Genomic DNA, 13046 nt, shown 5'->3' with positions numbered 1-13046 from the left:
TTACGTCGTAAGCCGTGGTCATGTTGCGCCGCCTGATCAGGAGGGAGCCGCCATGAACCCGGCCGCGGAATTCGACGTCATCGTCTACGGCGCCACCGGCTACACCGGACGCCTTGTGGCCGAGCACCTGGCCCGGCGCTACGGCGTCGGGGGCGAGGTGAAATGGGCCATGGCCGGCCGCAGTCAGGCGAAGCTGGCGCAGGTGCGGGACGAGATCGGCGCCCCGGCCGACACGCCGCTGATCGTCGCCGACGCCGCGGACCCGGCTTCGCTCGACGCCATGGTCCGCCGCACGAAGGCGGTGATCACGACTGTCGGGCCCTACCAGCTCTACGGCGACCAGCTGATCGCCGCCTGCGCCGCTGCAGGCACGGACTACCTCGATCTGACCGGCGAGCCGAACTGGATGGCCCGCACCATCGCCGCCCACCATGAGACGGCCCAGAAGACGGGCGCGCGCCTGTGCCACTCCTGCGGGTTCGATTCCATTCCCTTCGAGCTCGGCGTCTGGTTCTGCGAACAGACGGCGAAAGAGCGGCTCGGCGCGCCGGCGCCGCGCGTGAAGGGGCGGGTGCGCGCCATCAAGGGCGGCCTCTCCGGCGGCACGGCGGCCAGCGGCGCCGCCACCATGGCGGCGATCCAGAAGGACCCGTCGCAGCTGGCCGTGATGATGAACCCGTTCGCCCTCACACCCGGGTTTGAGGGACCTGCGCAGCCGCCCGGCAACGCCAAGGCTCATGACGACGACATCGGCGCGGAGGTGGGCCCCTTCATGATGGCGGTGATCAACACCAAGAACGTCCACCGCTCGAACTTCCTGATGGGCCACCCCTATGGGCGCGACTTCCAGTACGACGAGATGGCCATCGTCGCGCCTGGCTCGGACACCGAGTTCACCCAGCTCGGGGACGCGGGTCCGAAGCCGGGGGAGGGGCCCAGCAAGGAGGAGCGCGAGAGCGGCTTCTTCGACCTGCTGTTCGTCGGCGTCGCCGCCGACGGCCGCAAGGTGCGCGTCTCCGTGAAGGGCGAGAAGGATCCCGGCTACGGCTCCACCTCGATGATGATCGCGGAGTCCGCCATCTGCCTCGTCAAGGAATGCCCTGACGTCGCCGGCGGTGTCTGGACCCCCGGCGCGGCCATGCAGGAGCGGCTGGTGCGGCGGCTGGAAGCCAACGCCGCCTTCACCTTCACCGTCGAGGACTGACCGTCGTTGGGCCCGGGCCTCAGTGGCTCGCGTCCACCCCGGGCTGGCCCTGCATCTGCATGTGGGCGATGACCGTGCCGGGCAGGTTGTCCTCCAGCCAGGCGGCCATGGCCCGCTCCTCGCTCAGCGACTGCTGCAGCAGGCGCACCGCGGCCACCTCGCCACAGGCCTCGCCCATCAGGATGAGCGTGCGGTAGGCGGTGATCTCGAGCTGCGCCATGGCCGCGTTGGCCATGCTGTTCTTGAGGACCTCGTCGCCGGCCGCCGCGTGCATCATGGCGCTCATGTTGGCCGACATGGCCATCGCCGCATCCTTCAGCGCCGAGGGGCTCTCGCCCTGCTGCGAGAGGATCTGCTCCAGCCGCTCGATCTGGCGCTCCACCTCGACGAGGTGCAACTCCAACCGGGCCTTCAGCTTGGGATAGTTCTCCAGCCGATCGAGCTGCCGCTGGACCATCGTCCGACAGTTCGTCTCGGTGGCGTGGGCGTTCCGCAGGCCTGTCAGGAAGAGCTTGCGGGCCTCGTCCGGATCGACCGCGATGGCCATGGTCTCGGTGCCGATGTTGCCGGTCATGCCGACGTCCAGTTCGCTCGCCATCTCGGTTGCTCCGCTCGGCGTCCTGCCGGTCATCTGGAAGAAGAGCTCCAGCCGCCGCGCGGCGACCGCGCGGCCGAGCTCGTAAAGATCGAGGCCGCTCCCGCGGATCTCGGGGAAATAGGACGTCTCCTCCTCGGAGACGTGGTGTTCGATCAGGCCCTGCAGCCGGAAGACCAGGGCGTCGTAGCTCTCGTCGACCGTGGTCCGCTCGCGCAGCTGGCGGATCACCTGCTTGGCCTCGCCATGTTCGTCTCGGGCGTGGTCCGTCTTCGGCTTGTCCCCGGTGGCCGCCTCGGCGGCCGGGTAGAACAGCTCCTCCTCCACCTGCATGTGGACGCTGAGCGCCGTCATCAGCTTGTCGGCGACCTTCAGCTTCTCGGCCTCGTCGGCGGCCTCGCCGTACCAGGCGAAGAAGCTCCGGGCCTCCAGGTGGTCCATGATCAGCAGGTTGATGGCGTCGGGCGCCACCTTCTTGCCGGCCAGCACCGCGGCGCCCGCCGAGATCGGCTCGGCGGCCCCGCGATCGGGGACGATGACCTTTTCCTGTCGCATCGGTTCCTCCATCAGATCGGCTGCTGCAGGCGCTCGGCGTAGCCGGTCGTGGCGCCGTCCCGCTCCTCACGCAGCCCCGGCACCGGGTTCGGGCCGTCGGTCTCGTCCCGGTATTCGCCGCCGGCGGCCTGCCGGTGCTCCTGGATCACGGCCTCGGAGGGCGTCCAGTCGCCGTTCACGGCGCGGTTGTAGGCGAAGTAGCGGTCCTCGGCCGGCAGCTCACGCACCGGCACGAAGTTGGAATCCTTGCTGGTCAGGTCCACCTGCGTCGCCAGGATTTGCCGCAGCCAGGCCTTGTTCTCCTTGATCTGCAGCGGGCGGATCTCGCCGGCGGTCATCAGCGTCTCTGGCTCGCGCTTCTCGATCTTGCGCATCAGGTCCGCGGCCAGCCGCAGGTGCTCCAGCTCCTGCGCCAGGTGCAGCTCCCAGACCGACTTGAGTTTCGGATCGATCTCTTCCTGCAGGTAGGAGTAGTAGTTCCAGCACTCGTTGTATTCGTGCAGCACCAGGTTCTCGAGCCAGGTCGCCGTCGGGTCGAGGATCGACTCGTAGTGGGTGACGTGCTGCTCCTCGATCATCGCGATCTCGGCGTAGAGCCCCCGCGCGATCGGCTCCTGGAAGCGGTTGCCGATGTTCATGTAGTAGTTGACCACCTGCTGCTCGGCGCAGAGCACTGTCAGCGCGTTGACCAGCGACTGCGGATCGGCCGCCAGGGTGGTCATCGGCCGGCGGATCTCGTCATGGGGATGCCGGTGCTCGAACACCGTCGGCCGGCCCGGCGTGATCTCGGTCAGGTGGCCGACGATGTCCTCGGCCTTCTTGCCCTCGAGGATGTCGTAGAGGTTGGCGTACCGGTAGAGGTGGTCGAAGTCCTCCAGGACGCCGAACTCATAGCACTGCCTCAGGTACGGATCGGGCTCGTTCTGGGCGACCCAGGCGGTCATCTCCACCGCGATCTGCTCGTAGCCCAGGGTGACCTCCAGCGTCGTCTCCTCCGCCGGGATCATCCAGTTGATCGCCTTCTGCTGCTGCGACTCGATCCGCCGCACGAACGCCAGTTGCTTCTTCACGTCGGGGTCGAGCGTGTTGCGTGCCATGTTGTGGGAGAACAGGATCGACTCCACCTCCACGCCGTTGGCGAGGATCGCCCGGGCGCGGCTGAAGGGGTGGATCTCCTCCTTGCGGTACGGGGTGACGTTCAGCTCCGACCAGTTGCGGAGTTGACGGTCGAGCGGCATGCCGCGCTCGTTGAAGGGATTGAAGGTCATGGAGCGTCCCGCCTCGGTTTGCTGCTGTCGCAACCGCAAGGTGCGCCCCTTTGTTCAGCTCCACTGTTGATTTATTTTTGATCAGGACGCCATCAATTCACAGTTGCCGGACGAGAACTGATTAGAGGATCGAGGTTTGCAGTCTCGGTCCGCGCGAATGCTAAGCTGGTTCCGCTAGAACACTGTCGATCTTGCGCCCCGCCGCCGACCGGCGGATGGTCGCGCCATGCACACCCGCCTTCTTCTCGCGCTCGCAGCGACGCTCGCCGGCTGCTCCCAGCCCAGCGGGGCCCAGCCTCCTGCGCCAGAGGCGCCGGCCGCCGGCTTCCCCAGGCCCGATCGTCCCGTGGCCGACATCGTCAGCCCGGTTTGGTCCAGCGGTCCTGACCGGGACAAGGCCGACGAGTCCGGTCAGCTGGTCCGCGGCCTCGGGATCCGGCCGGGGATGGCGGTGGCCGACATCGGCGCGGGCTCGGGCTACCACACGATCCGGCTGTCCCCGGTGGTCGGGCCGACGGGCCGGGTCTACGCCCAGGACATCATGCCGGACTACCTCGCGGACCTGCGCACCGAGGTGGCGCGGCGGAAGCTGGCCAATGTGGAGTTGGTGGTGGGGACGCCGGACGACCCGAAGCTGCCGGCGCCCGTGGACCGGGCGGTGCTCGTCCACATGTACCACGAGGTCGAGAACCCCTACGCCCTGCTCTGGAACTTAGCCGGGTCGCTGAAGCCGGGCGCCCAGGTGGGGGTCATCGACCTAGACCGGCCGACGCCGCGGCACGGCACGCCGCCCGCCCTGCTGAAGTGCGAATTCGAGGCGGTCGGGTACCGCCAGGTGGGCTTTGTCACGCTGAAGGGCGGCGGCGGTTATCTTGCGGTGTTCGCCCCGCCCGAGCCGGACCGGCGCCCGCCCCCGGACGCGATCCGGCCCTGTCGCGTCTAGGCGTCTTCGCCCTCGGCGTCGAGCACCGCGCGCACCAGCTCGAGAACCTTGCGGCGGACGCGGCTGTCGCGGATCTTGGGGAAAGACGAGGCGAGCTCCAGCCCTTCGGACGTCAGCAGAAAGGCGTGGGCGCCGGACGCCGGGGAAGAGGCCTCGCCGTTCTCCGGCAGCCCCTCATAGAAGTAGTTGATCGGGGCCTGCAGGGCGCGGGCCGTCTCCCAGAGCTTCGAGGCGCTCACGCGGTTGGCGCCGCGCTCGTACTTCTGGATCTGCTGGAAGGTGATGCCGAGCGCGTCGGCCAGGCGGTCCTGGCTCATGCCCAGCTCCTTGCGGCGCATGCGGATGCGCAGGCCCACATGGCGGTCGACCGGATGCGCGTCAGGGTCGGTCGGAACGGCGGTCGTCAGCTGGCCCGCCTTGATCGGTTTGGTCATCGGAAGTCATCGCCCCAAGGTTGTCTTTGTTGGACCCCGCCCGCCAAACCCCTGCGCGCCAGGTCATGACCGGAGGGAACACCAAGCCAACCAACGGTTGAAGCGTGGCCATACTCATTTTGGGGTTCGACCCAGAGGCTGCGGCGAGCCGCCGCATCGATAACGCCGTTCGGACTAGACGCCGCCCGGCCGCGCCCCGTCCCAAGCCGCCAGGATGCCGAGCCGGGCGAGGCCTTCGAACATCCGGCGCAGGTTTGCGTGGTTCTCGCCCATCAGCTGGATGAAGCGGGGCCGGGCGAGGACCGCGGCCGGCGTCACGAAGCCTTCCGGGGTGCGCACGCAGTAGCCCTGGGCCACCAGCCGGGTCGCGTGGCGCCGCACCGTCTCCTCCGGCACGCCCAGCCGCTCGCTCACGCTGGAGATCCGCATGGGCCGGCGCAGGGCGTCGGGCGCGAAGCTTTCGACGCCGCCCTCCTGCTCCGGATTGAGGATGTCCGGAAAGTGCTCGACGTTGCCGCGCAGGATGGTGAGCAGCGTCAGGCCGGTGATCAGGTCTCCGACGTGCTGGGTCATGAAGTCCACGATCCGCAGCACATAGTCGGACGAGAGCCGCACGGCCGCGCGCACCGGCGCCCCGTCCGCCGGGACCGCCCCGTCCGCCAGTTCGGGGCGGGGCAGGTCCGGCAAGGCGTCCAGCGCCCGCAGCCGGACGTAGAGGGTCCGGATCAGCTCGTAGGTCTCCAGCACCATCTGGCGGTGCGCCGGCGTATGCAGGGTGTCGCCGGGCACATAGACCCCAGCGGGCGTCACGGCGCAGGCCCCCTCCGCGGCAAGGGCGGCGACGCGGCGGCGTACGGTTTCGTAGGGCTGCCGGAGCGAATGGGCGACGGCGCTGACGCTCACTCGCCGGCGCATGTCGTCCGGGGGCAGGGCGTCATAGTCCCCATAGGCGCGGCTGAGGTCGGCGTCGCGGGCCACCGGCGCCACATTGGCCTGCACGATGGCGATCAGGATCAGCGCGTCCAGCAGGTCGCGGTCCATGCGGCCCAGCCGCACCAGGTCGAGCAGGAAGCCCACCGAGATCCGGCCGACGGTGCGGAGCCTGCTGAGCGGCTGGGGTGTGGTCATTCACGCGATCGCCAGCGACGGAGGCGGGGACCGTGGTGCGGGTCGTCGCGGCAGGCAACCGTCGCGGAGCATCTTCGCCTGGGATTCTGGTCTGAGGGGAAGTTGGCCGGCCCCGCTGGGGCAGTAGGGGGGATGCCAGGGGTGTGGCGGAGCCGGCCGTTCCGACCGCACTGTCGGGGGGCTTCGTGCGGTCGGGAGGCAGAACGCCGCTTCTAGGGGGGCGTTCCCGCCGTTCGTGACCCCTTGGCATTTTTCTTTCGATCGGCTTGGTTTCGGCGCCCTGCACCTGCCCGGGAGATTCACCGCATGCGTCCCTTCCTGATCGTGGCCGCCGTGCTCGCCCTGGCGGCCTGCTCCAAGGCCGACGAGCCGGCGCCGGCGCCCGCGGCCCCGCCGGCCGCCGCCGCCGCCGAGCCTGCCGCCGCCGGGGCGGCCCAGGAGGCCGCCGCCGTGGAGGCGACCGCCGCCTCCGACGCCGCCAGCGCCAGCGCGGCCGCCACCGGCGAGACCGCCGCCTCCGCCGCCGCGTCCGCCGAGCAGAAGGCCGAGGCCGCGCCGCACTGAGGTGCGCCTCCACCGCATCTTAGGAAATTTCCTGTTTTATCCCCGCGGGTTGTTAGTTTCCGCCGGGGGGCGAAGTCAGATGTGTGAACGCCAGCAGGCCGGCCGGTTGTCCCGCCGCGGACTGGTCTTTTCCACCGGAGCGGCGCTGCTGGCGCCGGCCGCCTGGGCCGCCGCGCCGGCTCACCGCGCCAGGCCGGCCGCCGCGGCCCCGCCCGCTGCGGCCGAGGTCCCGCTGACGCCGGAAGCCGCCATGGCCCGGCTGATGGCCGGCAACGGCCGCTACGTGGCCGCCAAGGCAATCCACCCCAATCTCGACACGGCCCGGCGCAGGCTGGTGGCCGGCGCCCAGCGTCCGTTCGCCACGGTCCTGGCCTGCGCCGACAGCCGCGTGGCGCCTGAGCTGGTCTTCGACCAGAGCCTCGGCGACCTCTTCGTGGTGCGGGTGGCCGGCAATGTGGTCGACGACGCGGTTCTGGCGTCCATCGAGTACTCGGTGATCCACCTGGGCTCGAACCTGGTGATGGCGCTGGGTCATGAACGCTGCGGGGCGGTTAAGGCCACGGCCGACGCCCTCGACGGCCGCCCGTCGCCCGAAGACGCCGAGACCCGCATCGCCGCCCTCGCCGCCCTGATCGCGCCGGCCGTGCGCGCCGTCCCGGTCGACGCGGCGGACAAGGTGGACGCCGCGGTGTCCCTGAACGCCGCCCAGGCCGCCGCCGAGATCTTCGCCGGCTCGCGTCCGCTGCGGGCCCGCGTGCTCGCCGGACAGTTGAAGATCGTCGCCGCGCGTTACGACCTGGACGACGGGCGGGTTACGCCGGCGAAGTCGCGCGAGATCGCCTAGCCCGCCGCCGCCGGCGCGCGGCTGCGGCACGCCTGCGCCAGCACCAGCGCCCCCGCCACCGCCGACAGCGCCGAGCCGATCAGCACGCCCAGCTTCACCTCGCCCTGCAGGGCGGGCGACTCGGGGAACGCCAGCAGGCCGATGAACAGGCTCATGGTGAAGCCGATGCCGCACAGCACGCTGGCCCCATAGACCTGCGCCCAGTTGGCGTCTTCGGGACAGTCGGCCCAGTTCAGCCGCACGGCCAGCCAGGTGGCCAGGAACACGCCCGCCTGCTTGCCGATGAACAGGCCGAGCGCCACGCCTAGGGTGACCGGCGCCAGCAGCGCCCCGGCCGGCAGCCCCGTCAGCGGCACGCCGGCGTTGGCGAACCCGAACACCGGCACGACCAGGAAGGCGCTCCAGGGATGCAGGGCGTGCTCCAGCCGGTGTAGCGGCGAGCCCTCGGCGTCGGGCCTGGCCGGTGACGGGGTGAGGGGCACGGTGAGGGCCGCCGCCACGCCCGCGAGGGTGGCGTGCACCCCCGACATCAGCACGCAGGCCCACAGCACCGCCGCGCCCAGGAGATAGGGCCACAGCGCCAGAACCCTGGCGCGGTTCAGCGCCACCAGGCCGGCGAGCACTCCGGCCGAGGCCACCAGCCACGGAAGCGACAGGTCGGCGGTGTAGAACAGGGCGATGATCAGCACCGCGCCCAGGTCGTCTACGATGGCGAGGGCGGTGACGAAGATCTTGAGAGAGACCGGCACGCGGCGGCCTAGCAGGGCCAGCACCCCCAGCGTGAACGCGATGTCGGTGGCGGCCGGGGTCGCCCAGCCTCGCACCGCCCCGGGCGTGCCGGCCGTGAAGGCCACATAGATTAGCGCGGGAACCGCCATCCCCCCCACCGCTGCAAGGCCGGGCAGGATGCGCCTGGGCCAGCTGGAAAGCTGGCCGTCGACCAGCTCCCGCTTCACCTCCAGCCCGACCAGCAGGAAGAACACCGCCATCAGGCCGTCGTTGATCCAGTGCAGCACGCTCAACGGGCCGAGGTGGGCCTCCAGCCCGCCGAAGTAGGCGGCCGCCAGAGGCGAGTTGGCGACGATCAGGCCCGCCGCGGCGGCGGCCATCAGCACGAGCCCGCCCAGCGCTTCGCCGTGCAGGAACGCACGCATGGCGGAGCGGCGGCGGCGCAGCCGGGCCCTCAGGCGGATAAGGCGCAAAACCTGCTCTTCCCCTCGACGTGGAGCCCGTGGGTACGGCGCGTCCGTTGGGGGCTCAACTCCTTTTCCGAGGCAGGGTTCTGGTGAGTACCTCGGGCGCTAAGGCGCCGCCGTCTGCTCGCGCCCGAGCGGCGCGGGCCGCGCCGCCATCCGACGTTCGCGTTCCACCCGCGATCGCCGCTTGCGGGCCCAGATGATCACCCCAGTCGCGCTCAGGCCCGCCACCGCCACACCGAGCAGCGAGACCAGCACCCGCCCAGGCAGGCCGATGATGCGGCCGGAGTGGAGCGGGAACTGCGCCTGCAGGAAGATGTCCCCTGCCGTCCCTTCGCCGGGCGTGAGCGCGCCCGCCGGCTTGCCGCTGGCTGCGTCGAAGTAGAGCCAGCGGTTGCCGAGGCCGCCGTCCCCGTGATCGTTCCCCGGACGGTAGAAGCCGACGCCATACAGGTCGTAGGCCGGGGAGTAGAAGACGCCGCCCGGCGGCTCGTCCCAGCCTCGCCGGTCGGCCTCGGCGCGGGCCAGGGCCACGGCCTGTTCGCGGCTCACGCGCGGCAGCGCCGGCTCGTCGGGCGCCCGCGCGGTCCGGGCCGAGAACGGATCGGGCGAGAGATCCGAGAACAGCCCCACGATGGGCCGCACCACCTGGGCGTTCAGGTTCATGGACACCGAGGTGACCGCGAGCGTCAGGAGCAGGCCCCAAAGCCAGACCCCGCCGGAGCGGTGCAGGTCGAACGTCAGGCGGTAGCCGCCGTCTCTCCACCGGAAGGCGAAGGACTTGCGCCAGGCGCTCGCCTTGGGGAACGAGATCCACAGCGCCACCAGGCAGTCCAGCGTCCAGGCCAGGCCGACCAGGCCCATGAGCAGGACGCCGACGTCGAGCCCGGCGACGAAGGGCAGGGTCAGGCTGTAGTGCAGCTTGTAGAGGAACGGCAGCAGGTTTTCCCGGCTGAGCGAAGGCTGTCCCCAGAACCGCTGGCCCTGGATCGCGCCCGTCGCAGGGTCCAGGGCGACCTGGTTGTAGCCGAGCGGTAGGGCCTTGCCGGTGGAGGGGTCCGGCCGCGCCTCGACCCCGAGCAGCAGGGCCTCGCCGGGCTCGACGGTCAGCGGGGCGAAGGTGACCTGCAGGTTGGGCCGCGCCCTTTCGAGCTCGCGGGCGAGTTCCAGCGAGGGGCGCGCCTCTCCCGCGGTCTTGGCCTGGTAGAGCGTCGGGTTCAGCCAGCCGTCCAGCTCGTGGTCCCAGGAGATCACCGCGCCGGTGGCGCCGGCGATGAACAGGAACCCGGCCGTCGCCAGGCCGAGCCACCGGTGCAGGGCCACCCAGATCGTCCGCATTCCTGCCGTCTCCCCGCTGTGCTCAAGCTGTCTTGCAAATAGGAGTCATTCGCATCTAGAAGGCAACTGAGAATCGTTCGCAACAACAAGAAGGCTCTCTCATGTCGCTCCGTCGTCTCCTGCTCGCCACCGTGTTCGCCAGCGCGGCGGCAGCCGCCTGTCCGGCGCTCGCCGACGATGCGGCCACGGTGGAGGAACTGCTGGTCACGGCGCGCCGCGCCGACCGCACCTCGGAAGGCGCGACCAACCTGCCGCTCAGCCTCGCCGAGACGCCTCAGGCCGTGACCATCATCGACCGGGACTTCATGGATCGGTTCGGGCTGGACGACGTGAACCAGGTCCTGTCGCTGGCGACCGGCGTCAACGTCGAGGCGGTGGAGACCGACCGCACCTACTACAACGCCCGCGGTTTCGACATCAAAAGCATGCAGGTCGACGGGGTGGGCCTGCCGTTCACCTGGAACGTGGTCGGCATGCTCGACACCGCCGGTTACGAGAAGGTCGAGGTGGTCCGCGGCGCCAACGGGCTGCTCACCGGCACCGGCAATCCGTCTGGCACCATCAACTATGTGCGCAAGCGGCCGACCAACGCCTTCCGCGGCGAGGCCGAGCTGACGCTGGGCTCCTGGGACCGCCGCCGCGGCGAGATCGACGTGTCAGGTCCGTTCAGCGCCTCGGGACAGTGGGCGGGCCGCCTAGTCGCGGCGGTCGAGGACAAGGACAGCTGGCTCGACTTCAACAGCAGCCGCCGGACCTTCCTCTACGGCGTGGTCGAGGGGCAGGTCGGAGAGCGCGCCATCCTCACCGCCGGCTTCACCTGGCAGGACAACCGCGCCCACGGCGTGCTCTGGGGCGCCCTGCCGCTGCTGGACACCGGCGGCGGCCAGACGGAGTTCGACCGCTCCACCAGCACCTCGCAGGACTGGACCCGCTGGGACACCGAGAGCCGGACCGCCTTCCTGGAGCTGGTCTACGCCCTGCCGGCGGACTGGGAGGGTAAGGCGCTTCTCACCTACAACGACTTCAACGAGCCGTCGGAGCTGTTCTACGTCTACGGCAATCCGGACCCGTCCACCGGCCAGGGCCTCTTCGGCTGGCCCGCCAAGTACGACCAGTCGTCCAACGCCACCCTCTTCGACGCCACGGTGAGCGGTCCGGTCTCGGTCGGGGGACGCACCCATCGCGCGGTGTTCGGCGTCAGCCTGTCGAAAAGCCAGAGCGGCTACCTCGACTACCCCGCGCCGGCCGACCATCCGGCCTGGGGCGCCCTGCCGGCGCTGCCATGGGCCGGCGACATCATCCCCGAGCCCGTCTGGGGCGCGCCGTTCCAGGCGGCCAACTGGACGAACCGCCTGAACCGCGCCTTCGGCGCGGCGCATCTCGACCTCACCGACCGCTTGAAGGCGGTCGTCGGCTTCAACGCCTTCGACGTGAAGAGCCAGGGCGTCAGCTTCGATGAGCCCATGGACCGGGATGAGCAGGCGGTCAGCCCTTACCTGGGCGCCACCTTCGCGCTGGGTGCGGGCGTCTCCCTCTACGGCAGCTACAGCGACATCTTCGAGCCTCAGGCCGAGACCGACGCAGACCTGCGCCCGCTGGGCGCCGCCAAGGGCGAGAGCTGGGAAGGCGGGCTCAAGGCCGAGTGGCTGGACGGCCGGATCTACGCCGCTCTCTCCCTATTCCAGGCGGAGCAGGACAACTACGCCGAATACGTCGGCCTGAACGAGAACGGCATCGGCTATTATCGTGGCGTCGACACCCGTTCGAAGGGGGTCGAGGTCGAACTCGCGGGCCGCCTGGCGCCGGGCTGGACGGTGCAGGGCGGCTTCACCCGCCTGCAGATCGAAGGCCCCGACGGCGGCGACATCCGCACCTTCATCCCGCGCAAGACCCTGGTGCTCGCCACCTCCTGGACGCCCGGGTGGCACGAGCGGCTGGAACTCGGCGCCAGCCTGCGCTGGCAGGACGACATCCATCTGCAGAGCGCCCTGGGAACGATCCGCCAGGACGCCTACGCCACGCTCAACCTGACCGCCGGCTATCGGCTGACCGAGCGCGTGAAGGCGACGGTGCGGGTGAACAACGTGACCGACGAAAAGCACCTGACCAGCCTCTACTGGGATCAGGCCTTCTACGCCGCGCCCCGCAACGTCCAGGTCAGCCTGCGCTACGGCTTCTAGCCGCGTCGGCGGGCGGCGAGCAGGTCGGCCCAGCGCCACCGGCCGCCGCCCAGCGCCAGCCGCCCGGCGCCGGCGTGATCGCCCAGGGAGATCAGCACGAGCCCCTGCACCGGGTCGTCACGACAGGCTTCGGGCGCGAAGGCCACCTCCATGACGATCGCCTGCCGCACGCCGGCCAGCCCCTTGCCCTCCTGCCCCGGGCTGCGCAGCCAGTCTCCGTTCCACACCAGGATGGCGCGGCCGCCCGGCGGATTGGCGCGCGCCACCGCGGCGCGCACCTCCCCGTCGCGCCGCAGCGCCGCCTGCAGCCGGCGGACCATGTCGCAGGGCTGCCCGCCGCTTCCGGAGCCGGCGCCTGAGCCGTCGCCCGACCCGTTTCCGGCCGTGCGTGCGCCCGCGAGTTCGGCCTCCCCCACCGTCGCCAGCGGGATGGGCGCGGGCTCGGGCGTCGGCGCGGCGATCAGGGGCGGCATCTGCGGCGTCGGCGGGGCGGGTCGGACCTTCAGCGCCGGGCGCTTCGGCGCCGGCGCGGGCGGCGCCGGGGGCGCTGCGGCCGGGGCCCGCTCGCCGGGGTCCGGCGTCTCGGGGCGTGGCGGCGGCGCCAGGCTGACCATCAGCGGGTCGAGCGGCGCAGGCGGGATCTCCGCCGCCCGGTGCTGCTGCGACGCCACGAAGGCCAGCGGCAGCAGCGCGTGCGCTACGATGCTCAGCGCCGCCGCGGCCGCCCGCCGCCTGCGCTCCTCGCCTCTCCTCGCCATCGCCCGAACCAAGCCCGCGTTCGCGTCGAGATCGTGGCG

The 13046-nt window shown here is 70.8% G+C and carries 12 protein-coding genes; 5 read left to right on the top strand and 7 right to left on the bottom strand.

Features of this window, described 5'->3' with window-relative positions:
• Positions 1-52: 52 nt before the first annotated feature.
• Complete coding sequence (locus VIL67_RS13220; protein ID WP_332049366.1) at positions 53-1204, top strand: saccharopine dehydrogenase family protein; 1152 nt, start codon at positions 53-55, stop codon at positions 1202-1204.
• 19 nt (positions 1205-1223) lie between these two features.
• On the opposite strand, the gene VIL67_RS13215 is transcribed toward VIL67_RS13220, so the two are convergent.
• Both VIL67_RS13215 and VIL67_RS13210 read right to left on the bottom strand, forming a co-directional pair.
• Complete coding sequence (locus VIL67_RS13215; RefSeq protein WP_332049365.1) at positions 1224-2354, bottom strand: DUF892 family protein; 1131 nt, start codon at positions 2352-2354, stop codon at positions 1224-1226.
• A gap of 11 nt (positions 2355-2365) precedes the next feature.
• The gene (locus VIL67_RS13210; protein ID WP_332049364.1) at positions 2366-3622 is read right to left on the bottom strand and encodes a hypothetical protein; all 1257 of its coding nucleotides are present in this window, start codon (positions 3620-3622) and stop codon (positions 2366-2368) included.
• A gap of 226 nt (positions 3623-3848) precedes the next feature.
• Between VIL67_RS13210 and VIL67_RS13205 the strand changes: the two genes are divergently transcribed.
• Positions 3849-4565: a class I SAM-dependent methyltransferase gene (locus tag VIL67_RS13205; protein ID WP_332049363.1), complete on the top strand. Its 717-nt coding sequence runs from the start codon at positions 3849-3851 to the stop codon at positions 4563-4565.
• Here the strand turns inward: VIL67_RS13205 and VIL67_RS13200 are convergent.
• Both VIL67_RS13200 and VIL67_RS13195 read right to left on the bottom strand, forming a co-directional pair.
• On the bottom strand, positions 4562-4999 hold the full coding sequence (locus VIL67_RS13200) for a helix-turn-helix domain-containing protein (RefSeq protein ID WP_332049362.1): 438 nt from the start codon (positions 4997-4999) through the stop codon (positions 4562-4564). The genes VIL67_RS13205 and VIL67_RS13200 overlap by 4 nt on opposite strands.
• A 174-nt stretch (positions 5000-5173) precedes the next feature.
• Complete coding sequence (locus VIL67_RS13195) at positions 5174-6127, bottom strand: hypothetical protein (protein WP_332049361.1); 954 nt, start codon at positions 6125-6127, stop codon at positions 5174-5176.
• Between the two features lie 306 nt (positions 6128-6433).
• Here VIL67_RS13195 and VIL67_RS13190 point away from each other — a divergent pair, with 306 nt between their 5' ends.
• Together VIL67_RS13190 and VIL67_RS13185 are read left to right on the top strand one after the other, a co-directional pair.
• The gene (locus VIL67_RS13190) at positions 6434-6691 is read left to right on the top strand and encodes a hypothetical protein (RefSeq protein WP_332049360.1); all 258 of its coding nucleotides are present in this window, start codon (positions 6434-6436) and stop codon (positions 6689-6691) included.
• Between the two features lie 79 nt (positions 6692-6770).
• A complete protein-coding gene (locus VIL67_RS13185) occupies positions 6771-7535 on the top strand; it encodes a carbonic anhydrase (RefSeq protein ID WP_332049359.1) in 765 nt (254 codons plus the stop codon).
• Here the strand turns inward: VIL67_RS13185 and nhaA are convergent.
• Both nhaA and VIL67_RS13175 read right to left on the bottom strand, forming a co-directional pair.
• Positions 7532-8728 (bottom strand): Na+/H+ antiporter NhaA, encoded by a 1197-nt coding sequence (gene nhaA / locus VIL67_RS13180; protein WP_414696210.1) that lies wholly within the window; start codon positions 8726-8728, stop codon positions 7532-7534. The two genes, VIL67_RS13185 and nhaA, sit on opposite strands and share 4 nt — an antisense overlap.
• Positions 8729-8836: 108 nt before the next feature.
• Positions 8837-10069, bottom strand: coding sequence for a PepSY-associated TM helix domain-containing protein (locus VIL67_RS13175; protein WP_332049358.1), 1233 nt, complete (start codon positions 10067-10069; stop codon positions 8837-8839).
• A 101-nt stretch (positions 10070-10170) separates the two neighbouring features.
• Here VIL67_RS13175 and VIL67_RS13170 point away from each other — a divergent pair, with 101 nt between their 5' ends.
• Positions 10171-12249, top strand: a complete 2079-nt coding sequence (locus tag VIL67_RS13170; RefSeq protein WP_332049357.1) for a TonB-dependent siderophore receptor — start codon at positions 10171-10173, stop codon at positions 12247-12249.
• Here the strand turns inward: VIL67_RS13170 and VIL67_RS13165 are convergent.
• Entirely contained in the window at positions 12246-13007 is a 762-nt protein-coding gene (locus VIL67_RS13165) for a hypothetical protein (RefSeq protein WP_332049356.1), read from the bottom strand. The two genes, VIL67_RS13170 and VIL67_RS13165, sit on opposite strands and share 4 nt — an antisense overlap.
• Between the last annotated feature and the right edge of the window lie 39 nt (positions 13008-13046).

Source organism: Phenylobacterium sp., assembly GCF_036563385.1.
In the GTDB taxonomy this organism is placed as follows: domain Bacteria; phylum Pseudomonadota; class Alphaproteobacteria; order Caulobacterales; family Caulobacteraceae; genus Phenylobacterium.
The sequence above is the reverse complement of the archived record's forward strand: the minus strand, read 5'-3'. Positions and strand labels throughout refer to the sequence as shown.

Bases quoted from the DNA above. Each gene is read 5' to 3' on its own strand.
- VIL67_RS13220 (WP_332049366.1), top strand. From the start codon at position 53: ATGAACCCGGCCGCGGAATTCGACGTCATCGTCTACGGCGCCACCGGC.
- VIL67_RS13215 (WP_332049365.1), bottom strand. From the start codon at position 2,354: ATGCGACAGGAAAAGGTCATCGTCCCCGATCGCGGGGCCGCCGAGCCG.
- VIL67_RS13210 (WP_332049364.1), bottom strand. From the start codon at position 3,622: ATGACCTTCAATCCCTTCAACGAGCGCGGCATGCCGCTCGACCGTCAA.
- VIL67_RS13205 (WP_332049363.1), top strand. From the start codon at position 3,849: ATGCACACCCGCCTTCTTCTCGCGCTCGCAGCGACGCTCGCCGGCTGC.
- VIL67_RS13200 (WP_332049362.1), bottom strand. From the start codon at position 4,999: ATGACCAAACCGATCAAGGCGGGCCAGCTGACGACCGCCGTTCCGACC.
- VIL67_RS13195 (WP_332049361.1), bottom strand. From the start codon at position 6,127: ATGACCACACCCCAGCCGCTCAGCAGGCTCCGCACCGTCGGCCGGATC.
- VIL67_RS13190 (WP_332049360.1), top strand. From the start codon at position 6,434: ATGCGTCCCTTCCTGATCGTGGCCGCCGTGCTCGCCCTGGCGGCCTGC.
- VIL67_RS13185 (WP_332049359.1), top strand. From the start codon at position 6,771: ATGTGTGAACGCCAGCAGGCCGGCCGGTTGTCCCGCCGCGGACTGGTC.
- VIL67_RS13175 (WP_332049358.1), bottom strand. From the start codon at position 10,069: ATGCGGACGATCTGGGTGGCCCTGCACCGGTGGCTCGGCCTGGCGACG.
- VIL67_RS13170 (WP_332049357.1), top strand. From the start codon at position 10,171: ATGTCGCTCCGTCGTCTCCTGCTCGCCACCGTGTTCGCCAGCGCGGCG.
- VIL67_RS13165 (WP_332049356.1), bottom strand. From the start codon at position 13,007: ATGGCGAGGAGAGGCGAGGAGCGCAGGCGGCGGGCGGCCGCGGCGGCG.